19 protein-coding genes are annotated in these 24,291 nt (G+C 64.8%); 9 read left to right on the forward strand and 10 right to left on the reverse strand.

What is annotated here, in order from left to right; genetic code table 11:
* The coding region (locus AX735_RS05560) for a carbamoyl-phosphate synthase domain-containing protein (protein WP_446471788.1) at nucleotides 1-760 on the reverse strand (760 nt) is incomplete at its 3' end.
* A gap of 225 nt (nucleotides 761-985) precedes the next feature.
* Between AX735_RS05560 and AX735_RS05565 the strand changes: the two genes are divergently transcribed.
* From AX735_RS05565 to AX735_RS05585, 5 genes are all read left to right on the forward strand, one after another.
* On the forward strand, nucleotides 986-1,441 hold the full coding sequence (locus AX735_RS05565; protein ID WP_066276941.1) for a GatB/YqeY domain-containing protein: 456 nt from the start codon (nucleotides 986-988) through the stop codon (nucleotides 1,439-1,441).
* Nucleotides 1,442-1,531: 90 nt separating this feature from the next.
* Entirely contained in the window at nucleotides 1,532-1,888 is a 357-nt protein-coding gene (locus AX735_RS05570) for a GIY-YIG nuclease family protein (RefSeq protein ID WP_066276945.1), read from the forward strand.
* Between the two features lie 205 nt (nucleotides 1,889-2,093).
* On the forward strand, nucleotides 2,094-3,965 hold the full coding sequence (gene dnaG, locus AX735_RS05575; RefSeq protein WP_066276949.1) for a DNA primase: 1,872 nt from the start codon (nucleotides 2,094-2,096) through the stop codon (nucleotides 3,963-3,965).
* Between the two features lie 169 nt (nucleotides 3,966-4,134).
* The gene (gene rpoD, locus AX735_RS05580; RefSeq protein WP_066276952.1) at nucleotides 4,135-6,144 is read left to right on the forward strand and encodes an RNA polymerase sigma factor RpoD; all 2,010 of its coding nucleotides are present in this window, start codon (nucleotides 4,135-4,137) and stop codon (nucleotides 6,142-6,144) included.
* 589 nt (nucleotides 6,145-6,733) lie between these two features.
* On the forward strand, nucleotides 6,734-9,265 hold the full coding sequence (locus AX735_RS05585) for a TonB-dependent receptor domain-containing protein (RefSeq protein WP_066276961.1): 2,532 nt from the start codon (nucleotides 6,734-6,736) through the stop codon (nucleotides 9,263-9,265).
* A 21-nt stretch (nucleotides 9,266-9,286) separates the two neighbouring features.
* Here AX735_RS05585 and AX735_RS05590 read toward each other — a convergent pair whose 3' ends face one another.
* Complete coding sequence (locus AX735_RS05590) at nucleotides 9,287-10,993, reverse strand: PAS domain-containing sensor histidine kinase (RefSeq protein WP_066276965.1); 1,707 nt, start codon at nucleotides 10,991-10,993, stop codon at nucleotides 9,287-9,289.
* A 212-nt stretch (nucleotides 10,994-11,205) separates the two neighbouring features.
* Nucleotides 11,206-12,351: a sterol desaturase family protein gene (locus AX735_RS05595; protein ID WP_066276973.1), complete on the reverse strand. Its 1,146-nt coding sequence runs from the start codon at nucleotides 12,349-12,351 to the stop codon at nucleotides 11,206-11,208.
* Nucleotides 12,352-12,461: 110 nt separating this feature from the next.
* On the opposite strand from AX735_RS05595, the gene AX735_RS05600 reads away from it, so the two are divergent.
* The gene (locus tag AX735_RS05600; RefSeq protein WP_137775889.1) at nucleotides 12,462-13,694 is read left to right on the forward strand and encodes a sel1 repeat family protein; all 1,233 of its coding nucleotides are present in this window, start codon (nucleotides 12,462-12,464) and stop codon (nucleotides 13,692-13,694) included.
* 3 nt (nucleotides 13,695-13,697) lie between these two features.
* Here AX735_RS05600 and AX735_RS05605 read toward each other — a convergent pair whose 3' ends face one another.
* From AX735_RS05605 to AX735_RS05620, 4 genes are all read right to left on the reverse strand, one after another.
* A complete protein-coding gene (locus AX735_RS05605) occupies nucleotides 13,698-14,093 on the reverse strand; it encodes a hypothetical protein (protein ID WP_066276981.1) in 396 nt (131 codons plus the stop codon).
* 75 nt (nucleotides 14,094-14,168) lie between these two features.
* Entirely contained in the window at nucleotides 14,169-14,627 is a 459-nt protein-coding gene (locus tag AX735_RS05610) for a hypothetical protein (RefSeq protein WP_066276983.1), read from the reverse strand.
* A gap of 108 nt (nucleotides 14,628-14,735) precedes the next feature.
* Nucleotides 14,736-15,932, reverse strand: a complete 1,197-nt coding sequence (locus AX735_RS05615) for an exo-beta-N-acetylmuramidase NamZ family protein (protein WP_066276984.1) — start codon at nucleotides 15,930-15,932, stop codon at nucleotides 14,736-14,738.
* Between the two features lie 31 nt (nucleotides 15,933-15,963).
* A complete protein-coding gene (locus tag AX735_RS05620; protein ID WP_066276986.1) occupies nucleotides 15,964-16,416 on the reverse strand; it encodes a DOMON-like domain-containing protein in 453 nt (150 codons plus the stop codon).
* 301 nt (nucleotides 16,417-16,717) lie between these two features.
* Between AX735_RS05620 and AX735_RS05625 the strand changes: the two genes are divergently transcribed.
* Complete coding sequence (locus tag AX735_RS05625) at nucleotides 16,718-17,659, forward strand: fatty acid desaturase family protein (RefSeq protein ID WP_066276988.1); 942 nt, start codon at nucleotides 16,718-16,720, stop codon at nucleotides 17,657-17,659.
* 9 nt (nucleotides 17,660-17,668) lie between these two features.
* Here the strand turns inward: AX735_RS05625 and AX735_RS05630 are convergent, their stop codons facing one another.
* Genes AX735_RS05630 through AX735_RS05640 form a run of 3 tightly spaced genes read right to left on the reverse strand, consistent with a single transcriptional unit; the run spans nucleotide 17,669 to nucleotide 20,857 of the window.
* Complete coding sequence (locus AX735_RS05630) at nucleotides 17,669-18,232, reverse strand: type 1 glutamine amidotransferase domain-containing protein (RefSeq protein ID WP_066276990.1); 564 nt, start codon at nucleotides 18,230-18,232, stop codon at nucleotides 17,669-17,671.
* A gap of 59 nt (nucleotides 18,233-18,291) precedes the next feature.
* Nucleotides 18,292-19,272, reverse strand: a complete 981-nt coding sequence (locus AX735_RS05635; RefSeq protein WP_066276996.1) for a magnesium and cobalt transport protein CorA — start codon at nucleotides 19,270-19,272, stop codon at nucleotides 18,292-18,294.
* A 16-nt stretch (nucleotides 19,273-19,288) separates the two neighbouring features.
* Nucleotides 19,289-20,857 carry a lysine--tRNA ligase gene (locus AX735_RS05640; RefSeq protein ID WP_066277048.1) on the reverse strand — a complete coding sequence of 523 codons (1,569 nt, stop codon included), beginning with the start codon at nucleotides 20,855-20,857 and terminating at the stop codon, nucleotides 19,289-19,291.
* Between the two features lie 66 nt (nucleotides 20,858-20,923).
* On the opposite strand from AX735_RS05640, the gene AX735_RS05645 reads away from it, so the two are divergent.
* Nucleotides 20,924-23,749, forward strand: coding sequence for an ATP-dependent DNA helicase (locus AX735_RS05645; RefSeq protein WP_066276999.1), 2,826 nt, complete (start codon nucleotides 20,924-20,926; stop codon nucleotides 23,747-23,749).
* Nucleotides 23,746-24,291 carry a SixA phosphatase family protein gene (locus AX735_RS05650; protein WP_066277002.1) on the forward strand — a complete coding sequence of 182 codons (546 nt, stop codon included), beginning with the start codon at nucleotides 23,746-23,748 and terminating at the stop codon, nucleotides 24,289-24,291. Before AX735_RS05645 ends, AX735_RS05650 begins: the two co-directional genes overlap by 4 nt.

The raw sequence follows: 24,291 nt of genomic DNA on the forward strand, positions 1-24,291 counted from the left end.
CGCCTGGGCCGTTCGAGAGGAACACGCCCGCCGGTTCGAGCGCGAGGATCTCTTCGAGCGAGGTCCTGGCCGGAACCACGGTCACCCTCGCGCCCGCCTCGACCAGCGAGCGGAAGATATTGTGCTTCGCGCCATAATCGATCGCGACGACATGCGGACGCTCGCCCTCGCCCATCGCGGCATAACCATGACCCAAGGTCCACTTGCCGCCGTCCCAGCCGCGCGTCTCGGCGCCGGTGACCTCGATCGCGAGGTCCATGCCCTCCAGCCCCGGCCAGCCCTGCGCCAGCGTGAGCAGCGCAGGCATGTCGAACACGCCATCGGGCGCGTGCGCGATCACCGCATTGGGCGCACCGGCCTCGCGGATGCGGCGGGTGAGCGCGCGCGTATCGACGCCCGAAATGCCGATCTGGTTATTGGCACTCAGCCAGTCGCTGAAATGCTGTGCGGACCGGAAACTGCTGGGGTTGGTCACGTCCTGGCGCACGATGCAGCCCAGCGCGTGCGGCACATCGGCCTCGATATCCTCGGGATTCGCGCCGACATTGCCGATATGCGGGAAGGTGAAGGTGATGATCTGCCCGGCATAGCTCGGGTCAGTCAGGATTTCCTGATAGCCGGTGATCGAGGTGTTGAAGCACACCTCACCCGCCTTGGCCCCGGCAGCACCAAAGCCCCTGCCCCAGATCGCGGTGCCATCGGCCAGCAGCAACAGGCCGGTCGCGCCTTGGGGTTGAGCGGAGGTGGTGGCGTGCGCCATGGATCGTGTTCCTTGCCTTGCGGTATGAGTCGCGAATGTGCCGGGCCGCAGGATATGGCAGGATGATGCGGGGCCAAAGCCCTGTGACGCGCCCTGCCGGACAGCGGCCAAATTGGCGGGTCACTAGGCGCGGGTGGCTTGCACGGTCAATCTATGAAAAACATTTTTATCCGGCTAGGTTGAACGCTTGTTCCAAAATCCACGGAAAAAGAAAGGTTCGCGCGCATGATTCGCGATTCGCTGAAAGCTGCGCAGGTCTCTGCCATGAAGGCCGGCGACAAGGAGCGCACGGCGGCCGTCCGGCTGATCCTCGCCAAGATCAAGGACCGCGACATCGAACTGCGCACCCAGGCCGCGCCCGCCGATGACGATGCCATGGTCACCGAAGTGCTGCAGAAGATGATCAAGCAGCGCCGCGAATCGATCGCCATGTACGAACAGGGCGGCCGGGCCGAACTCGCCGCGCAGGAAGCGGCCGAGGTCGCGGTGATCGAGGAATTCCTGCCCGCGCAGATGGACGAGGCGGCAGCAAAAGCCGCGATCGCCAAGGTCGTCGCCGATACGGGTGCGGCCAGCCTCAAGGACATGGGCAAGGTCATGGCCGAAGTGAAGTCGCGCCACGGCAGCGAACTCGACATGAGCAAGGCGAGCGCCTGGGTGAAGGAGGCCCTGGCGGGCTGAGGGCAACGTTTCGGGCGTTGCCAAAGCTCTAACTCCGTTTGTCCCGAGCGAAGTCGAGGGACGTATGCGCAACCCATCACGAGGCACTACATGGCTTTCTGGGTCTATATCCTCCAATGCGCAGACGGAAAATTCTATACCGGCCAGACCGACGACCTAGAGCGGAGAATGGGCGAGCACCAGCATGGCGGGTTCTGCGATTTCACGTCGCGCAGGCGTCCTGTGGAGCTGGTTTGGAGCGAGTATTACCAGACCCGTGGGGACGCGATCGAGGTCGAGAAACAGCTAAAGTCCTGGTCTCGCGCCAAGAAGATCGGTTTGATCAATGGTGATTGGAAAATGGTCAGTCATTATTCACGACCGCCTCACGAACGTCCCTCGACTTCGCTCGGGACAAACGGAGGTGGGTTCGGCAAGGCTGACGAGGGGAAAGCTGAGCTTCCATGAGCAAACCCTGCATTAACCGTCTATCACCTTATTCAGGAGCACGCGCACCCCTTCTCGTTTGTCCCGAGCGAAGTCGAGGGACGTATGCGCAACATCAGTATATCACGTCATCCTCTACCACCTTAAGCGAAAAACAGCTTTCCGTAGGGCTCGACACAGTCCAAGTTGGGAACGTCCCTGCCGCAATCGACGGGCGCACCTCCGCATGACCCTATCCCCGCAATGGCTGGATGAACTGAGGTCGAGGATCACGCTGTCCACGCTGATCGGGCGGCATGTGAAGGTGCAGCGCGCAGGTCGCGAGTACAAGGCGTGCTGCCCCTTTCATAACGAGAAGACGCCCAGCTTCACAATCAACGACGACAAGGGCTTCTACCATTGCTTCGGCTGCGGGGCGCATGGCGATGCGATCCGGTTCATGACCGATCATCAGGGCCTGGGCTTCATGGATGCGGTCAAGGAGCTCGCCGCCGAAGCGGGGATGAGCGTGCCCGCGCCCGATCCGCGCGCCGCGCGCCAGGCCGAGGCGCGCGCAACGCTGCACGATGTCTGCCAGGCGGCGCAGGATTGGTTCGTCGCGCAGCTCGGCAGCGCGGCAGGCGAAGAGGCGCGCGCGTATCTGAAAAACCGGGGGCTGACGGCCGAGACCATCGCGCGCTTCGGCATCGGCTTCGCGCCCGACAGCCGCACCGGCATCAAGTCCGCGCTCGGCCATCTCGACGAGGAGCTGCTGATCGAGGCGGGGCTGCTGATCAAGGTCGACGACAAGGCGCCTTATGACCGTTTCCGCGGCCGCATCATGATTCCGATCCGCGATCCGCGCGGGCGGGTGATCGCGTTCGGCGGGCGCATCCTGGGCGCGGGCGAGCCCAAATATCTGAACTCGCCCGACACGCCTTTGTTCGACAAGGGCCGCACGCTTTACAACCTGCACCTCGCCGCCCCCGCCTCGCGCCAGAGCGGGCGCGTAGTGGTGGTCGAAGGCTATATGGACGTGATTGCGCTCGCCCAGGCGGGCTTTGGCGAATGCGTCGCGCCGCTCGGCACCGCGCTCACCGAGCATCAGATCGAACGACTGTGGAAGATGGTTGATCGCCCACTGCTGTGCTTCGATGGCGACAATGCCGGGCAGAAGGCGGCGATGCGCGCCGCGACGCGCGCGCTTCCGCTGCTCAAGCCCGGCCTGTCGCTGGGCTTCGTCTCGCTGCCCGGCGGACAGGACCCGGACGATCTTGTCCGCGCATCGGGCCCGCAGGCCTTCACCGCCTGCCTCGACCAGGCGACCGGACTGCTCGACCATCTCTGGTCGCACGAGCTGAACGCCCAGCCGCTCGCCAGTCCGGAGGCGCGCGCGGGATTCAAGGCGCGATTGAACGCGCATGCCGACACGATTGCCGATGGCGACATCAAGGCGCTCTATCGCCGCGAGATCGGGCAGCGCTTTTCCGACCTGTTCTTCGCGGCACGCGCGCCCTCGCCTGCCCGCGCGCCACAACAGCGCGGCGCTTCGGGCAAGGGCTGGCAGCGCCGCGACGAGCCCGTGCCGCCGAGCGAGGAGCTGCGCGCGTTCAGCCGGCAGCCGATGAGCGACCTGATCGTGCGCGGCGTGCTCATCGGGCTGATATACCGCCCGGCGCTGATCGCCAGGCACAGCGAAACGCTGAGCGAATTCGTCACCCTTGCCGACCGCTGGGCCGACCTGCTGGATGCGCTGCTCGATGCGTCGCACCGGCCCGGTGCAGATGGTCTTGATCCGCCCGCGCTGATGACCATATTGCAATCCAGGGGGCTGGCAGACGCGGTGGACAGGCTGAAATCGGGCGGAAAGCCGCCGTTTTCCTTCTGCATCCCGGCGATCGAGCCACCCGATCAACTGCGCGAGGCCCGGATTGCGGAAGACTTTGCCGAGGCGATCGAAGTGATGATTACCCGCCCCAGGCTGGAGGCGGCGTTGCAGGATGTGACGCGCCGATTCGAAAATGACATGCAAGACGGTTTGTTTTTGGAGCAGCAGCAGCTAAGGGCAAGAAAGGAAGCGTTTGACCAGCGCCTGATCGAACTGACGGAGCGAGGCTGACACGGGACGGGCTGCATGCCCTCACCGCGGTTCAGACCCCATGCGATCAAGGCGGATACGGGACGAGCGCGAAATATTTGAAACGGACCCTTTGGGTCTGATAACAAAGCAAATTCTCCGCAGGCTTGGACGCAGCCCGCGGCGGCACAGGTGACAGGAAGTACGCAAATTGGCCAAGGAACCGAAAGACCCCAAGACCGACGGCACCGATGCCCCGCTGATCGACCTCAACGAAGCGTCGGTCAAGAAGCTGCTCGCGCGCGCCAAGAAGCGCGGCTACATCACCTATGACGAGCTGAACGAGGCCCTGCCGCAGGATCAGATGTCGTCCGAACAGATTGAGGACGTGATGTCCGCGATCTCCGAAATGGGCGTCAACATCGTCGAGAATGACGAGGAAGGCGCGGAAGAACAGCCGGTCGACGACAGCGATGCCGTCGATGACGGTTCCGAACAGCTCAACATCTCTCCCGAAAAGAAGAAGGAGACGATGGACCGCACCGATGACCCGGTGCGCATGTACCTGCGCGAGATGGGCGCCGTCGAGCTGCTCAGCCGCGAGGGCGAAATCGCGATCGCCAAGCGCATCGAGGCCGGCCGCGACACGATGATCCTGGGCCTGTGCGAAAGCCCGATCACCTTCCACGCGATCATCGAATGGTCGACCGCGCTGAATGATGGCGAGATGCAGCTGCGCGAGATCCTCGATCTCGATGCGATGCTTTCCAAGGACCCCGCGCCTGAAAGCCTGTCCGAGGACGGCGACGATGATGGCGAGATCAGCGAGAAGACCGCAGGCCCCAGCTTCAAGGACGAGGACGAGGTCGAGGAAGTCACCGATTCGGAGGACGAGGAAGACGAGCTGACCGAGCGTCGCACCCGTCGCCCCGAAGAGGATGACGAGGAAGACAACACGCTTTCGCTGGCGCAGATGGAAGCGCAGCTGAAACCGGCGGCGCTTGAGAAGTTCGCGCAGATCACCGCGCTCTTCCGCAAGTTCGAGAAGATCCAGGGCGAGCGCCTCAACGCGCTCAGCATCGGCGACGACTTCCCGGCGGCGAAGGAAAAGCAGTATCAGAAGCTGCGCGAGGACCTGACCGCCGAGGTGGAATCGGTCCAGTTCCACGCCAACAAGATCGAGTATCTGGTCGATCAGCTCTATTCGTTCAACCGTCGGCTGACCGCTTTGGGCGGCCAGATGCTGCGTCTGGCCGAGCGTCACAAGGTGCCGCGCAGGGATTTCCTCGACCGCTATGTCGGGCACGAGATGGACGAGGCGTGGCTCGAATCCATGGCCGGCATCGACAAGAAATGGGCCAATTTCGTCGCCAATGAGGCGAGCGCCGTCGATCGCATCCGCGCAGAGATTTCGGACATCGCGGCCGCCACCGGCATGTCGCTCGGCGAGTTCCGCCGCATCGTCAACATGGTGCAGAAGGGCGAGCGCGAGGCGCGGATCGCCAAGAAGGAAATGGTCGAGGCGAACCTGCGCCTCGTCATCTCGATCGCCAAGAAGTACACCAATCGCGGTCTGCAGTTCCTCGACCTGATCCAGGAAGGCAATATCGGCCTGATGAAGGCGGTCGACAAGTTCGAGTATCGCCGCGGCTACAAGTTCTCGACCTATGCGACCTGGTGGATCCGTCAGGCGATCACGCGTTCGATCGCCGATCAGGCGCGCACCATCCGCATTCCGGTGCACATGATCGAGACGATCAACAAGCTGGTCCGCACCAGCCGCCAGTTCCTGCACGAACAGGGCCGCGAACCGACACCGGAAGAAATGGCCGAGCGCCTCTCGATGCCGCTCGAAAAGGTCCGCAAGGTGATGAAGATCGCCAAGGAGCCGATCAGCCTCGAAACGCCGATCGGCGACGAGGAGGATTCGCATCTCGGCGATTTCATCGAGGACAAGAACGCGATCATCCCGGTGGACGCCGCGATCCAGGCGAACCTCAAGGAAACGGTCACCCGCGTGCTCGCTTCGCTGACCCCGCGCGAGGAACGCGTGCTGCGCATGCGTTTCGGCATCGGCATGAACACAGACCACACGCTTGAGGAAGTCGGCCAGCAGTTCTCGGTCACCCGCGAACGTATCCGCCAGATCGAGGCCAAGGCGCTGCGCAAGCTCAAGCACCCGAGCCGCTCGCGCAAGATGCGGAGCTTCCTGGATCAGTAAGCGTCTGTGCCGCGCGCCAGCGGCTAGCCGGTAGATCGAGCAACGCAGCGATCATGGTCATCATGCGCTGGCACAGCGGTTGGTGTCGCGCGGGGCTCAAGACCCATGCGGCGCGGTGCTTCCCACAGCACACGCGCCCTACCCCATGAACGTCGCAGGAGCGGTCTTCAGCGAAGCGGGGCCAGCCGCAATATTCGGGTGCACAATGGTTGAGCCGCGATGGCGGAACAGTTGCGCTGACGCCTGATTGACCGTGAGTGCCGGATTTAAGCTCGGCTAAAGCAGAAAACGACAGGTACCGAATCAGAATAGAAGCGTCGATTCCTTTTGCTGCACGTCGCGCCGCCCCGCAAAAAGCCCTGCTTACGGCGATACCAACCCCCAATAATGCATGAGATCTGGTGTCGCGACGAAAATGAGCGCCTGCATTTTGATTTATTTATCAATGCCTTGAACGGAAACCCCTCAATTTTGGAGTAAACACAAAATTTACCATCCCCGCATAGCCGTTGAAGCGTCGGGGCAAGGGAGCAGCCCTGACAAGAGGATGCCGGCGTGAGGGCGCTGGCTTGAGCAGGGGAAATACATCATGTCCAAGACAGCATTGCTGCTGGTTACATCTTACTGCGCGCTGGCCGCGCCGGCATGGGCGGCAACCGCCTCCGCTACGGCTTCCGAGAGCGCGATCACCAATAGCGCGGCGACCGAGGCAGCAGAGGCCGATGCTGCGCAGCAATCGGGGGGCGCTGCCGCAAAACCCGCGCAGGAACTTTTTTCGACCGGCGTGGCCAAGGGCCGCGACCGGCTCGATAGCGCGACCTCGACCAGCGCGCTGCGCGGCGATGACATCACGCTGCTTGGACCGCGCCCGATCGGCGAGGTGCTGCGTACCATGGCCGGCCTGCGCGTCGCGACCAGCATCGGCGAAGGCAACAACAACTATACCGTGCGCGGGCTTCCGCTCGCCGCCGGTGGATCGAAATACATGCAGATCCAGGAAGACGGCCTGCCGTTGCTGGAGTTTGCCGACCTGTTCAACGTGGGCGCCGACGTCTACCTCCGCAACGACCTGACCGTGAACGCGATCGAGACGATCCGCGGCGGCTCGGCCTCGACCTTCGCGTCGAACTCGCCCGGCGGCCTGATCAACGTGCTGTCGCGCACCGGCGATGTCGAAGGCGGCGCGGTGCAGTTCACCACCGGCCTCGATTTCGACACCAAGCGCGTCGATTTCACTTATGGCGGCAAGCTGGGCGAGAACACCCGCTTCCATATCGGCGGCTTCTATCGCCAGGGCGAAGGCCCGCGCAACAATGGCTTTGACGGCTGGAAGGGCGGCCAGGTCAAGTTCAACATCACCCGCGAGTTCGAGAACGGCTATGTTCGGCTGTATCTCAAGTATCTCGACGACCGTTCGCCGACCTTCGCTCCGTATTTCGCCAATATCACCGGCACCAACGCCAATCCGCGTATCCGCAGCTTCCCGGGCTTCGACCTGCGTGACGACACCATCCTGTCCTCGTTCCTGGGACCGGTTATCACGCTGGACCAGAACAACAGCCCGGCCGCCTTCCCGGTGGCCACTGGCCAGAGCGCCGAATCCAAGTCGATCGGGCTTGAGGCCCAGTTCGAGGTGGCCGGCTGGACGATCACCGAGCGCATGCGCTATGCGGCCAATGGCGGCGATTTCAGCCGCGGCTTCCCCAACACCGCCAATACCGTGTCGGCCTTTGCCGCAGGCCAGGGCGGAGCCGGAGCGTTTGCACGCTATGCGAGCGGCCCGCTGGCAGGCCAGCTGATCAACCCCAATGGCCTGATCAACGGCAACGGTCTGCTCTCGCTCTATTTCTTCTCTTTCGTCCGTGCGCGCTCGCTCGACAATTTCACCAACGATGTCCGCGCCTCGAAGGTGTGGGAACTGCCCGACGGCAAGCTGACCACCACGCTCGGGGCCTATCTGGCGACACAGGACCTCAACACCACCTGGCTCCACACCGCGATGAACATCGATGCCAACGGCAATAATGGCACGGCGCAGGTCGATATCTTCAACGCGGCTGGTCAGCCCCAAACGCTCAACGGCTATTTCGCCTTTGCCCGCGCGACCAGCCTTTTCCGCCGCGCGTTCGATGTGAACTATCGCGTGTTCGCGCCTTACGGATCGGTCAACTACCAGTTCGGCAAGTTCGCGATCGGCGGGAGCCTGCGCTACGATACCGGTCGAGTACGCGGTTCTCTGGTCGGCGCGGACCTCAACAACGGCAGCGTCGGTCTGATAACCCAGGATATCAACCGCGACGGCGTGATCAACCCGGCCGAAAACCGCGTTGCCTTCCTGCCCTTCACCCAGCCCGGCGCGGTGAACTATAACTACGGTTATCTCAGCTATTCGGGCGGGATCAACTATCGCGCGGCCGAGCCCTTTTCGCTCTTCGCGCGGTACAGCAAGGGCGCGCGTGCCAATGCCGACAAGGTGTTGTTCACGCCGCTGATCAACAATGCCACCGGCGGCATCCGCAGCAACACCGACAAGCAGGACAATGTGAAGCAGCTCGAAGGCGGCTTCAAGTTCCGCAAGGACGGCTTCACCTTCAACGCCACGGCGTTCCGCGTCACGGCAGCCGACCACAATGTGATCAACGGCGCGGCGAACCGGACCGACCGGCGCTACCGCGCCACCGGCATCGAGATGGAAGGCGGGGTGCACAGGGGGCCGTTCAGCCTGATGATCGGCGCGACCTACACCAAGGCCAAGATCACGCGCGACCTGCTCGATCCGACCCTGACCGGCAAGGAACCGCGCCACCAGCCCGACTGGACCTTCTTCGCGACGCCCTCGGTCGATCTGGGCCGCGCAGTGATCGGTGCCAGCATTGCCGGGGTGACCAAGAGCTTCGCGCAGGATTCCAACCTGCTGGTCATGCCGGGCTTCACGACGGTCGACCTGTTCGGCCATGTCAAGCTGTTCAAGGGCGGCAGCCTGCAGGTCAACGCCAACAACGTGTTCAACACGCTCGGTATCTTCGAAGTGAACCAGGCGAGCGTTCCGGCCAATGGCATCGGCTTTGCCCGGGCGATCAACGGACGGACGATCTCCGCCTCATTCCGCTTCGATTTCTGACTTCCGGGAGGGAGGGAACGGTCAGGCGCTGTCGGGGAGCCCGGCAGCGCCTGACTGCGTATGGAAGTCCGCTCCCGCATCAGCATCCGCTCCCGCATCAGCATCCGCTCCCGCATGGGCATCGGCGCCAGTCGCGCGGGGCAGGAACAGCGTCATCGCTGTGCCCTTGCCGAGTTCACTCTCGATCCTGAGGCCACCGCCCGACTGATGCGTGAAGCCATGCACCATCGGCACGCCAAGGCCGGTCCCCTTGCCGACCTGCTTGGTGGTGAAGAACGGTTCAGCCACGCGCGCCAGCGTTTCGGGAGCCATGCCCGTTCCGTTGTCGATCACGCTGATCGCGGCATAGTCGCCCTCTGCAAGCTCGGGCAATGCCTCGTCGCCGGGCGCGCGTACCGCACGGGCGACAATGCGCACCGCCCCGCCATCGGGCATGGCATCGCGCGCGTTGATGACAAGGTTGAGCAGCGCCGACTGGAGCTGCGCGGCATCGGCGATGATGGCACCGCAGGCGCCATCGTCCTCGATCGCAACGCTGATCCCGGACCCCGCCGAGACCCCGAGCAGCGGCTCCAGTTCCTTCAGAAAGGCGGACACGTCGATCCGCTCGGGATCGAGCCGCTGCTGCCGCGCAAAGGCGAGCAATTGCTTGACCAGCCCCGTGCCGCGCATCGCGGCATTGGTGCTCATATCGACCAGCTTCAGAGCCTCGGGGTCGTCGAGCCGCCGCCCGATCAGCGACAGGCCGCTCAGCACAGCCGCCAGGATGTTGTTGAAATCATGCGCCACACCCGCAACCAGCCGGCCCATCGCCTCCATCTTCTGGCTGCGGATCAGCGCGTCCTGCGCCGCCTCGCGCTGGGCGATCTCCTCTTTCAGCTGCGCGTTCGCCGCATGCAGCGCTGCCGTGCGCCGCGCGACGGTGATTTCCAGATCGTCCGCCAGCGCGCGCAGCGCCCTTTGCGCCTGCACGCGCTCCTCGATGATGGTGCCCGAAGGGATCAGACCGGTGATCGCGCCGGAGGAATCGCGCAACGGCGCAAGCTGGAAATCGATCGTCACCGGGGCATGGCCGAGCATCACCGGCACGTCATAGCGCACCAGCTCGCCCGCGCGGGCGGCTTCGATGGCGAGCTTGAGCCGCGCCTGCACCTCGGCGTCATAGGACCACCAAGGCGCATCCCAGAAAGGCTTGCCCGCGACATCCGCAAGCTGCAGCCCGGCCGCGTCGAGCGGCGCACGATTGGCATAATCGACCTCGCCGTCGAGCGTCAGAACGCCGACAAAGGCGAACAGCTGGTCGAGCACGCGGCGCAGCTTGTCCTCGCGCTCGCGAATTTCGCGATCCTGGCGGCGGCGGTCGGTGACGTCCTCGCAGATGATGCCGATGCCGCTGACCTCCCCGTCACCGACGAAGATCGGATAGAATTGCTCGCGCCATTCGCGGATTTCGCCGGGATGGGCCAGCGTCGTTCCCGTAATGGCCACATCGCGCAACGGCTCGCCGCTCTCGATCACCTTGAGCAGCATCGGCTCGGCGATCGCGCGCAAATCGGGAACCAGATCCCAGACCTTCTTGCCGACATGTTCTTCGGGCGAGAAGCCGTTCATGTCCGCCAGCGCCGGATTGACGCGCACAAAGCGCAGTTCCCGGTCGATCAGCCCCAGGCCAAGCGGCGCCCGGGCGTAGAGCGCATCGAGTTCGGCGGCATCGGTTGCCTCCTGCACGCGTGAAGCCCGAACCTGATCCACCAGATGCTCCCGCTTCCACGAATCGCTCGTCAGTCACCAGCCTGACAATGACGGCGCCGCTCGGTCCAATTCTGGTCTATGCGTCCAAATGGCATGACGTCCAATGAAATGTGCAGCGGCAGACCAAGGCCGGAGCCAGGCTAATCTGCCGACATCAGGATGTTATTCTGCAAATTGATCCATGTTAATCAATTGCCGTCCGATCGGTGCGGATTTGCAAGCGGCGAAAGGAACTGTTTGCCATAGCCGTCGGGCAGCGAAAGTCCGGCAACGCCATAGCCATCCGGCCATTGCTGGTCCGGCATGTAATGCGTTCCGAACCAGCGGTCGATCATCGGCAGATGTACCGCGAAATTCTTGTCGGTTGCCACGGGTTCGATGGCATGGTGCCAGTGATGATAGCGCGGCATGGCGATCCAGCGTTCCAGCCAGGGGCTGCGCGGCGCGAAATTGGCATGGATGAACACCGCGTGCAGCGAAACGAAGCCCAGATAGGCAAAGACGGCCACGGGATCGAAGCCGAGCATCACGATCGGCAGCAGCACGAGGCCGCGGGTGACGACGACATCGACCAGATGCAGCCGCGATCCGGCGAGCCAGTCCATGTGTGTGACCGAATGGTGCACGCGGTGAAAGCGCCACAGCAGCGGCACGGCATGAAAGGCGCGGTGCACCGCATATTGCGCCAGATCGGCGACCAGCACGATGAGCGCGAACTGCACCGCCAGCGGCAGCATCTGGACCATCGTCTGGACCGGCGCGATGGCCAGCTTCTGCCCAGCCCAGGTCGCCGGCACCAGCACCAGCAACGACATCAACTGCACCAGCGCGTGGCTCATGAAGAAATAGGTCGCGTCGGTCAGCCATCCCTTGCGGAACGGCCCCTGCTCGCGCCGTAGCGCGAACGCGCGTTCGAGCGGAACGAACAAGGCAGCCGTGGTCAGCGTGCCGAGCACGAACCAGTCGAGCCCGATATGCACCCGGGTCGGGCAGGCGTCGGGAATGGCGACCCCGCCTGCCCCCAGCGCCAACGCGAGCCCGGCCAGCACCAGACCCGCCAGACCGAGCGCCTTGCGCCGCCGCAGCAGCATCGACAGCCCCGCCAGCCCCAGCGTCACCAGGATCGCGCTGTCGATCGCACTGCGCACCAGCGGCAGCGGGTAGCGCGCGCGCAGTTCGGGCATGGTCAGCCATTGCGGAAAGTGCAGGCACAGCACCGCCGCGACGCTGAGCAGCCCCAGCGCGATCGAAAGCACACCGCTCCACCAGCCGCTGCCGAAGCGGCGCGGCGCGCGATCTGCGAATATCCGGGTCAGCCATTGCTCTGCGGTCATCGCGCGCGAGCATGACGGCCAAGCGCAAACATATGGTTAGGGGATGTTTCGCGAGCTTGACGAACCGCGCGCGTTCGCCTTTGACCTGGCGCGGACGCGAAAGGGGCATCATGCGCATTCTGACCTGGCTGGCAGCGATCGTTCTGGCGTGGTGCGGGGCACCTCAGGGTCTGGCGCAGGTGACCATGCCCGACGGATCGGTCATTGCCAAAGACCGGATCGATTCCGCAGCGGCCGCTTGCAAGGCGGGCAAGACCGATGCCTGTCTGGTGCGCGGCCTTGCGCTGGAACGTGGCATCGGCGAACCCATCGAGATCAATCTCGCGGCCGCCGCTTTCCGCAGCGCTTGCGAGGGCGGGATGGGCATGGGGTGCGAAAAGGAAGCCGACATTGCCGCACGGCGGCACGACAAGCGCCAGGACCTGAGGCTAGCCGCCGAACGCTGGGGCAAGGCGCGCACCACGTTCACCACGGGCTGCGAGGCCGGCAACCCGCTTGCCTGCCATCGCCTGGCGGACATGCTGGCCAACAACAGCGCGATGATCGACAAGCCCCGCGCGGTGACACTGCTCGCCAAAGCCTGTTTCGACCTGAGATTTGGCCCTTCCTGCATCGCGGGCAGCGCGCTGACCGGGCTGTCCACATCTGCGGTGCGCGATCCGGCTCTGGCCACGCGGTTCGAGGCTGCCGTCGATCCGGCCCTTACGAGCGCTTGTGACGAGGACCGGGTCGGGGCATGCGCGATGCTCGGCGAATGGCTGCTCGGCCGACTTGGCCCCAAGGACACCGCACGCATCGCCATGCTTGCCGAAAAGGCGTGCAGCGGCGGCGCCGTGCACGGCTGCGCACTGGCGGCCGATCTCGTCCGCCGCACCGATAGCAGCGCCGAGGGCTGGGACAGACGATATGCCTATCTCGATCGTGCCTGCGCGATCCAGTTCGGCTATTGCAGCGGCTTGGCCGATCTGATGCGGGCCGCGCCGCCGATCCGATCGGTCGATAGCGGCCTCATCTTCCTCGCCGATATCAAGGCCTGTCTCGCCGAAGCCGAAGAGCATTGCTGGCGGCTGTACGAGCCCGCTGCCAGGCTGAGCGCCACCGAGCTCGCCCAACTCGTCGAGACATTCGATCAGGCCTGTCTCAATCTGCCCAGACCCAGCGCCGAAATCTGCGCGTCTGCAGCCAGCAACCATCTCGAGCGCGCCGAAGCCGTTCCTGCCGGCGCTGCGACCGATCGGGCGACGGCGGGCCGCCTGTATCAGCGCGCGCTGGAACTGCCGGAGGAAGCCGAGGACAATCCGACCGCGCACAGCGAGGCGCGGGCATTCCTGGCAGGCCGCTGAACCTCAGGCCGCGATGCTGCCTTCCGCATCGTCCTCGGCGAGCAGCCAGGCCTCGGCCTCCTTGATGTCGGTAAACATGCGGGCATCGCGCCCTTGGCTGGCGCGCATCAGCTGCATCCGCGCCAGCGATTGCGAGAAGACAAAAGCCAGCTTGCGCGAGCGATAGCGCGGCCCTGCGAGCACGGCACCGAACGCCTGCACGATCTCCTGCGGCTGGATCTTCATGTCGCGCACATCGACCAGGGTCACATGCTCGTTGGGACCGCAGGTCAGCCGCTCATGCGCCGCATTGCGCGCCGCAACGAACCGCTCGACGTCCACAGCCTCGAAAAAGCCTGCGAGATACTGCCGCACCATGTTGGTCGATGGATCGGCTGTGATTCGAAAAATTGCCCCCATCTCGGCTGGATATTCCGGGGAAATGAAGATTCGGTAAGCGCTGGAACACGATCGTTTCGGACCGTCAGGCGTCCGCTAGGCATCCGTCATGAGGCCCTGAACGCCACGTTTCCAGGGCATATGCCACTCGGGCGCGTTTGACTTTGCAAGGCGCGGCAACACACCATCCCTGCCCAGCAGCCAGGCCTCGGCCTCCGCGACCGAATAGAAGAAGCGCGCATCGCGTCCGGATGCGGCGCGCTGCAGCTGCTTGCAGGCCAGCGAATGCGAAACGACAAAGGCAAGCTTGCGCGAACGCAACGGCGGATTGGCCAGCACGGCCTGAAATGCCTGGACGACGTCCTGCTGCTGAATCTTGACATGACGCGCGTCGACCAGGGCCAGATGCTGGTTCGGCCCGCACGTCAGCTGTCCGAAAGCGGCATTGCGGTCAGCGACAAAGCGCTCGACATCCGCTGGTTCGAAGAAACCAGCGAGATACTGCCGCAGAATATTGTTTACCGGATCGACCTCAATTTTGTGAATCGCGTCCATGAATCGGACTTATGCGAGTCGAATGAAGATTTGGTAAGCGCAATTTGTGTGGGATATGACGCTGAACTGCCCAGCTTTATTGCAACTTTTTGCAGATAACAGTCATGCTTAATAAAGCCTCAAGTCGTCCACCGCTTGCCAGGCCGTTTCATCAGTCCCGGTGAGCGCGTCGAGATCGCCCGGCTGCGCACCTGCATCATCCACCCATTCACGCAACGCCGGACCGCCATTGATCACGTCGATCGCCAGCTTCCCGAGCTCGTACTCGTACGGGAAATCGCGCCAGAGCGGGTAATCCGGATAGAGCGCGCGGATCGCCTTGAAGCCCAGCGCCTGGACGCGCCAGGGGCGGAAGGCATGATGATCGTAGAACTGGCCTTCAGCATGAATGTGCACGCCATGGCAGAGCTGGCCGACATGCTTGTGGAAGGTCGGCTCGAACCAGATCTCGCGCAAGGCGCAGCCGGCCAGCCATTCGGGCGCGAGAGCATGCATCTTTCCGATCACGTCGCGTGCGTTGATGTCGGGCGCGCCGAACAGCTCGAGCGGGCGGGTCGTCCCCCTGCCCTCGCTCAGCGTCGTGCCCTCCAGCATCACCGTGCCGGCATAGGCGCGCGCCATGTTGACGTTCGGCGCGTTGGGGCTGGGATTGACCCAGAGCCGGTCGGTCGGCCAGCCGAAGCCCGGCGCGGACTCAGGTTTCCAGCCGTGCATTTCGACCACGCGATAGTCGACATCGAGCCCGTAGTGCCGGATGAACCAGTGGCCCATCTCGCCCAGCGTCAGCCCGTGGCGCATCGGCATCGGCCCTGCGCCGACAAAGCTTTCCCACCCGGTGCGCAGCGTCAACCCCTCGACCGGGCGTCCGGCGGGATTGGGCCGGTCGAGCACCCAGACCGACTTGCCATGCTCGGCGGCGGCCTCGAGAATGTAGAGCAAGGTCGTGACGAAGGTGTAGATGCGGCAGCCCAGGTCCTGCAGGTCGATCAGGATCACGTCAAAGCTGTCGATCATTGCCGGGGTCGGGCGGCGCACCTCGCCATAGAGGCTGAACACCGGGATGCCGTGCACCGGATCGGTGAAATCCGGGCTTTCAACCATATTGTCCTGCTTGTCGCCGCGCAGCCCGTGCTGCGGCCCGAAGGCGGCGGTCAGTTGGATGTCGTCGAGCGCGGCCAGGGCATCGAGCGAATGCACCAGATCAGCGGTCACCGAGGCAGGATGCGCGAGCAGCGCGACGCGACGGCCCTTGAGCGGCGCGCGCAGCTCGGGCTCAGCCAGAAGACGATCGATACCGAAGAGCATGGGGGCCTCGCTGCAAGATGATGCGCGCTGTTTAGCCGAGCCGCGCGGCAAAACAATCCGGGTGGTGAAAATCGGGTTTGCCGGACGGATGCGCAAGCGACCAGTAGCTCCTGGCTCCGTCGGTGGCTTCGATCACGGCGGTGATCGCCAGCCGCCAGGGCGCGGGGCCGAGCAGCGCGTCGAGCCCGGCGAGCGGGATGGTCGCCTGCCAGAGCCCGCTCTCTTCTGCCATCTGCGGGTTTACCGGCAAGGCTAGGTCGCGCATTCCGGTACGGTAATCGTCGAACGCATAGGCCGCCCAGGCACCCGAGGGAGCGAGGTTGAACTCGGCATAGGCAGGGCCGGATGTGGACCCGATGAACGCCTCGAAGCAAGTGTGCTGCCAGAGGCCATCGGTGCGGCCCTGTGCCGGGGCGGGCCAGACGATGCGCGCTTCGGGGTCGGTGACGTGATAGGTGATCGTCAGCGTGTCTTCTGCGGCCAACCAACAGTCAACCGATAGGGTGACGCCTTGGGACGATGGAAAATCGGGATGGGGATGAAGCTGCGACATACTGACAGCATTCCAGACCAACCACGCGCAGTTCAACCTCTTTCGTCATTCCCGCGAACGCGGGAATCCCGCTTATGCGCTGACCGGGACGCAGAAGCGGGACCCCCGCCTTCGCGGGGGTGACGAGTTGGATCGATTGGGAATCGAGCGGGAATCACGAGGTTTGCGCTTTCATCCCGCAATGCTAGACTGACGCAAACGTAAAGCGCGCCAAGCGCATCGGGAGAGCATCATGGCGCTGGTCAAGGCTGCCAATCCATCGCAGATCTTCGGGCGCGAGGCGTTTCGCGACCTCACCGCCATATCGCGCTGGAAGGGACTCGCATTGGTCGCGCATGCCTGGATCACGATCGTCGCACTCGCCTGGGGCGCGGCCTGGATCGGCACCTGGTGGGCCTGGGTGATTGCGATCGTGCTGATCGGCGGACGGCAGCTTGGTCTCGCCATCCTGATGCACGAAGGCGCGCACGGGCTGCTCCACCCGAACCGTGCGGTAAACAACTGGGTCGGGCAATGGGTCACCGGCGTGCCCATGGGCACCGATCTGCACGCCTATCGCACCTATCACCTGACGCACCATCGCTACACGCAACAGCCCGAGGACCCGGACCTGTCGCTCTCCGCGCCCTTCCCCACCACGCGCGCCAGCCTGATGCGCAAGGTGTTCCGCGACCTCACCGGCCAGACCTTCATCAAGCAGCGCGGTGCGCAGCTGGCGATGGCGATCAAGGGCTTCGGCCCGGGCGCGAAGGAGCAGAACCTGTTCATCGGCAAGGTGACGCTGCGCTTCCTCGCCGCGCAGGTCGTGCTGCTCGCGCTCTCGTTCGCTACGGGGCTCGGCGCGCTGCCGTATCTCATCTGGCTGATCGCGATGGCGACGACGTTCCAGCTGTACCTGCGCATCCGCAACATCGCCGAACATGCCTGCACGACGACGGGCAGCGAGGACCCATTCACCCATGCGCGCACCACACACGCAAACTGGCTGGAGCGGGCGACGGTCGCGCCCTATTGGGTGAATTTCCACAGCGAGCACCACCTGTTCATGGGCGTGCCCTGCTATAATCTGGCCAAAGCGCACCGCATGCTGGTGGAGGCAGGGCATGCCGGGCGGATGACCATCGCGCCCGGCTATGCCGCGGTGATGCGGCAGGTCGTCAAACCTGCCGCATGACCTGAAGCATCACGCCATTTCGGTGCTGGCCTTTTCGCTGACCATCTCGGCAATCGCCTTGCCGAAGGCGGGCAGATCGTCGGGGCAGCGGCTGGTGATGAGATTGCCGTCGATCGCGACCTCCTGATCGACGAAATTCGCGCCTGCGTTCTTGAGGTCGGTGACGATCGACTTGTAGCCGGTAATCGTCTTGCCCTCGGCCAGCCCCGCCTCGACCAGCAGCCAGGGTGCGTGGCACACGGCGGCGACGGGCTTGCCCGCGTCGGCAAAGGCCTTGATCAGCGCCAGCGCCTCGGGATTGACGCGCAGCAGGTCGGGGTTGATCTGGCCGCCGGGCAGCACCAGCGCGTCATATTGCTCGACCCGCGCGCCAGAAAGCGGCGCATCGACGCTGACGCTCTGGCCCCAGTCGTCGCCCTTCCAGCCCTTGATCTCGCCACTTTCGGGCGAGACGATGGTGACATTGGCGCCTGCGCCCTTGAGGTCGTCGCGCGGCTGGAGGAGTTCGGATTCCTCGAAACCGTGCGTGGCGAGGATGCAGATGTTGCGACCGGAAAGATCGGGAAGGCTCATGGGGGATTCTCCGTTTTGGGGGTTTCCCTGCCCCTACGGATGCAGCCCGAAGGCGTTCCCTATAGCCACTTCGCCCATTTGAAGCGCAGGTACAGGCCGACACAGATCGTGACCATCACGCCCACGACCAGAAAATAGCCATAGTGCCATCGCAGTTCCGGCATGAATTCGAAGTTCATCCCGTAGATCCCGGCAATCGCGGTCGGCACCGCCAGGATCGCGGCCCAGGCGGCAAGCTGGCGGGTGATGACGCCCTGGCGCTGCTGCTCGAGCAGGCCGCTGGTCTCGATCACCGAGGTCAGCGTGTCGCGTAGCCCCGCGACGCGATAATCGGCGCGGCGGACATGGTCGTGCAGGTCGCGGAAATAGGGATGGATGTCGGCATCGATCTGCGGCAGCTCGAGGTGCATGCAGCGATTGGCGACGTCCTGCATCGGGCTGAGCACCCGTTGCAGCCGGAACAGGTCGCGGCGCAGCGAGAAGAGCTGCGCGGTCTCTTGCTTGTTCAGAAACGCATCGAGCGCGCGGTCCTCGATGCCGAGCACCTTGTCCTCGAGCGTGTCGATGACATCGAGATAGCCGTCGACGATGAAATCGAGGATCGCATGCAGCACGTAGTCCGCGCCACGCTTGAGCAGCCGGGGTGTCGCCTCGAGCTTGTGGCGCACCGGGCTATGGTCGCGCAGCGATCCGTGCCGCACGGTGACGATGAACTGGCGGCCCATGAAGATGGCGGTATTGCCATAGGTGATCGCGGTGTTGCTATCGCTCTCGTCGAGATGGACGGTGCGCGCGACCGCAAACAGATGCTCGCCATAAGGCTCGATCTTGGGCAGGTGCCGCCGGTCGAGCGCGTCTTCCACCGCCAGCGGGTGCAGCCCCAGCTGCGACTGGATCGGCATCAGCTCGGCCTCGCTCGGCTCGTGCAGCCCGATCCACAGCAGGTCCGCCGGGTCGTCGAGCGACGGCAGCGGCTGGCTCAGGTCGATATCGCGCACCCGCTCCCCATCGCGATAGAGGCGCGCGGCGATGACGGTCACCGGACGAAAGCCCGTGTCAAACCGTCTCTCCCGTCCGCCCCAGCGCTTCCGCGATCAGCTTGCGGGTGTTGGCGATGCCGTAGAGCGCGATGAAGCTGCCCATGCGCGGCCCCTGCTCGCTGCCCAGAAGCGTCTCGTACAGCGCCTTGAACCAGTCGCGCAGGTTGCCGAAGCCATAGGCCTCGTCCTTGCCGATGGCATAGACGATGTTCTGGATGTCCTCGGCCGATGCGTTTTCGGGCAGTTCGGCGAGTTCGTTGTCGAGCCGGGTCAGCGCGTCGATCTCGGGCCCCTCGGGCCAGCGGCGCTTGAGCGTCGGGGCGATGAAATCGCGGCCATAGTTCACCGCATTCTCGATCAGCCCGTCGAGTTCGGGATGCGTTTCCGGCGAGACGCCGGGCGCATATTTCTGCACGAAGCCCCATACCAGATCCTTGTCGTCCATGCCCGGCAGGCTGACGACATTGAGCAGCAGCCCGAAGCTCACCGGCGGGCTGCCTGCGGGAACGTCGCCCGCATGGATATGGTGCGCGGGGTTGCCCAGCCGCTTGTCAGCATCCTGGCCGTGCCAGTTGTCGCGGAACTGGAAATATTCGTCCACCGCGCGCGGGATGACGCCCAGATGCAGCTGCTTGGCCGCCTTGGGCTCGCGGAAGATATAAAAAGCCAGGCTGTTCTCGCTGCCGTAGCGCAGCCATTCCTCGATCGACAGGCCGTTGCCCTTGGACTTGGAGATCTTCTCGCCCTTTTCGTCGAGGAACATCTCGTAGATCATGCCCTCTGGCTTCTGGCCGCCGAGCACGCGCGCGATCTTGCCCGATTGGACGCCGCTATCGGTCAGGTCCTTGCCGTACATCTCGTAATCGACGCCCAGCGCCACCCAGCGCATCGCCCAGTCGACCTTCCATTGCAGCTTCGCACCGCCCGAGAGCACCGATTGCTCGATCGTCTCGCCCTCGTCGGTGAAGCGCACGATCCCGGCCTCGGCATCGACCACCTCGACCGGCACCTGCAGCACCACACCCGACTTGGCGCTGATCGGCATGATCGGCGAATAGGTCGCGGCGCGCTCGGCACGCAGCGTCGGCAGCATGATGTCGAGGATCGCCTGATAGTTGCGCAGCACCCCGCGCAGCGCCTCGTCGAACGCGCCGCTGCGATAACGCTCGGTCGAGGAGACGAACTCGTAATCGAAGCCGAACTGGTCGAGGAACGCGCGCAGCATCGCGTTGTTGTGATGCGCGAAGCTTTCGAACTTGCCGAACGGATCGGGGATCTGGGTCAGCGGCTTGCCGAGGTGCTGGCGCAGCATCTCGGGATTGGGCACATTGTCGGGCACCTTGCGGAGGCCATCCATATCGTCGCTGAACGCCACCAGCCGCGTCGGCGCGCTGTCGGTCAGCGTTTCATAGGCGCGGCGCACCAGCGTGGTGCGGAATACCTCCTGGAACGTGCCGATATGCGGCAGGCCTGACGGACCATAGCCGGTCTCGAACAGCATCGGCCCCTGACCCTCGGGCTTGCCATTGGGATAGCGTTTCAGCAGCTTGCGCGCTTCCTCGAACGGCCATGCCTTGGATCGCATTGCAGCTTCGCGATACGCGCTCACACGTGTTTCCTTTTCGTTCCGATGTCGCCATAAGGGCGGATAATGATCGCTTCCCTAAACTTTCCAGCCCTGCATGCAAGCCATAGCGCGATCTGGTTCGCGCATCCCGGCGAGCCTGCGGTGCGCATCGCCAAGGGCGAGGCGATCGCCCGCGCGGCCGAGACGCCGCTGATCATGCTCAATGCCCCACTGGTGGCGCAGCGGCTGGGCTATCCCGAGCTATCCGGGCTCGACCTGCTCGAGCTGTTCGCCTTCGTTCACCCGGCGCAGTTCATGGTACCGACACCGATGGGGCTGGCGAAGGCGCTGAAGCTCCCTCTCCTACTCAGGGGAGGGGGGAACGCGCCCGAGCTGGCATTACAATCCCCTCTCCCAACCCTCTCCCCTCAAGGCGAGAGGGCTGAACAAGGTCTCCCCGAATCCGCCATTCCGGCCCTGCTCCATGCCGCCGCCGAGGCGCTGATCGCGACGCTGGAGCGGCCCGACTGGCCGCAGCGCGAGGGGGCCTGGACCGGGCTGCAGGCGCTGGCGCGGTTGCGCTGGCCATGGGCCGGACTTGCCTCCAAGCATCTGAAACAACCGGAAAAGGCCGAACGCTGGCTGTTCTCGCGCCTGCCCGAATGGGAGGAGCAGGCCCCGCGCCCGCAGCCGCGCCAGATCACGCTGGCGGAAAATGACGCCGAGGCGCAGCTCGAGGCGCTGACTGGCGCGGGCGCAGAGCGCCGCGAGGGCCAGCGCCAGTTCGCGCGCACCGCATCGCACATCTTCGCCCCGCGCGAACGCCGCGCCGAACCGCATATGCTGCTCGCCGAAGCGGGCACCGGAATCGGCAAGACGCTGGGCTATCTCGCGCCTGCCTCGCTCTGGTCGCACGGCGCGGGGGGAACGGTGTGGATCTCTACCTATACCAAGGCGTTGCAACGTCAGCTCTCGCGCGAGACCGAGCGCATCTATGCGGGCGAGGCCGAGTTCCGCAAGCGCGTGGTCATCCGCAAGGGGCGCGAGAACTATCTGTGCCTGCTCAACCTCGAGGATGCCTTGCAGGGCGGCTTCCAGAACCGCGCCGCCGTGCTCGCACAGCTGGTCGCGCGCTGGGCCGCGTATAGCCGCGACGGCGACATGATCGGCGGCGACCTGCCCGGCTGGCTGACCACGCTGTTCCGCCGCGCGGGCGTCACCGCGCTGACCGACCGGCGCGGCGAGTGCGTCTATGCCGGCTGCCCGCATTACCGCAAATGCTTCATCGAGCACGCCGCGCGATCGAGCCAGAATGCCGATCTGGTCATCGCCAACCATGCCTTGGTGATGGTCAACGCTGCGCGCGCGCGCGAGCAGCAGGGCCGCCCGACGCGGATCATCTTCGACGAGGGCCATCACCTGCACGATGCCGCCGATTCGATGTTTGCGGTCGCGCTGACCGGCCAGGAAACAGTCGAGATGCGCCGCTGGGTGATGGGGCCCGAGGGCAAGTCGCGCGGCCGCAGGCGCGGGCTCGCCGCGCGCCTCTCGGACGTCGCCTCCTATGACGAGGCGGGCGGGCGCGCGATCGAGGCGGCGCGGATCGCCGCCGAGGCGCTGCCCGGCGAGGGCTGGCTCGCGCGCATCCGCGAGGGCGCGCCCTCGGGCGAAATCGAGCAGCTGCTCGCCGCGATCCGGGGCACCGTCTATGCCCGCGACGAAAGCGGCGCAGAGGATGCAGGCTACGGCATGGAGACCGAACTTGCCGAGCTCGACGGTCCGCTGATCGCCGCCGCGATGGAAGCCGCGCGCGCAATCGACGCGCTGCACCAGCCGCTGGTGGCATTGGGGCGCAGGCTGGAAGTGCTGATCGAGGATCCGCCCGACTGGCTCGACGGCCCAGCGCGCGCGCGCATCGAGGGCGCGCTCGCCTCGCTTGGCTGGCGCATCGACCTGCTCGCCGCCTGGGCCTCGCTGCTGGGGCGGATCGGCGGCCCTGCGGATCCCGATTTCGTCGACTGGCTGGCGCTCGACCGAATCGAGGGGCGCGAGTACGACATGGGGCTGCACCGGCGCTGGCTCGATCCGGGCAAGCCGCTGGCCGAAGCCGTGATCAAGCCCGCGCATGGCGTGCTGGTCACCTCAGCCACGCTCAAGGCCGGCGAGGACTGGACCCCGGCAATGATGCGCACCGGCGCGGTGCATCTGGAAAAGCCGCCCGAATTGTTCGAAGCGCGCAGCCCGTTCGATTATGCCAATCAGGCCGAGGTGCTGATCGTCACCGACGTGAAAAAGGGCGACATGGCGGGGCTGGCCGGGGCCTATGGGCGGCTGATCGAGGCCGCCGGTGGCGGAGCCCTGGGCCTGTTCACCGCGATCAAGCGGTTGCGCGCGGTGCATGGCCGCATCGCCGACCGGCTCGCGCAATCGGGTCTGCCGCTCTACGCGCAGCATGTCGACCCTATGGAGACCGGCACCCTGGTCGACATCTTCCGCGACGATCCACGCGCCTCGCTGCTCGGCACCGATAGCTTGCGCGACGGGGTCGACGTGCCCGGCGATTCGCTGCGGCTGGTCATCATGGAAGGCGTGCCATGGCCCAAGCCCGACATCCTGCACCGGGCGCGCAAGCTCGCCGGTGGCGGCACCCAATATGACGACATGATCATCCGCGCACGCCTCGCCCAAGCGTTCGGACGGCTGATCCGCCGCGCCGACGATCGCGGGCGGTTCGTGATGCTCTCCTCCGCCTTTCCCTCGCGTCTGCTCAGCGCCTTTCCGCCCGGAACGCCGGTGCGACGGTGCACGCTTTCCGAAGCTTTACAAGCGGTGCAATCTGGCGTTTCTGCGCGAGGAAACGAGGGCGCGCGAATCGATCCCGTGACGGGATCGGGGGGAGAGATGCGATGAAAAGGCTGACCTTGCTGCGGCACGCCAAATCGGACTGGCTGGACCGCTCCCTGCGCGATTTCGATCGGCCGCTCAACGCACGCGGGCTGAAGGGCGCCAAGGCCATGGGCTATTATGCCGCCGAGAAGAAGATGGTGTTCGACGCGGTCGTCGCCTCGCCTGCGGTGCGCGTCACCGAGACGATCGACCATTTCGAGACCGCCTATGGCCAGACGCTGCACCCCGACTGGGACCGCCGCATCTATCTCGCCTCGTCGGTAACGCTGATCGACGTGCTGCGCGGGGTGGATGACAGCGCGAACCATGTGCTGATGGTCGGGCACAATCCGGGTCTGGAAGACCTGGTGTTCGATCTGGTGCCCGATGATGGTTCTAGCCCGTTGCGCGATGTCGTCGAGGAGAAATTCCCCACCGCCGCGCTCGCGATCATGGACATTGCGATCGATCACTGGTCCGAACTCGACAACCGCACCGCGAAATTGATCGAGGTCACCCGTCCGCGCGATCTCGATCCCGAGCTGGGGCCGCAGGACGACGACTGA

Origin of the sequence: Blastomonas sp. CCH1-A6 (assembly GCF_001556365.1) — a bacterium.
In the GTDB taxonomy this organism is placed as follows: domain Bacteria; phylum Pseudomonadota; class Alphaproteobacteria; order Sphingomonadales; family Sphingomonadaceae; genus Blastomonas; species Blastomonas ursincola.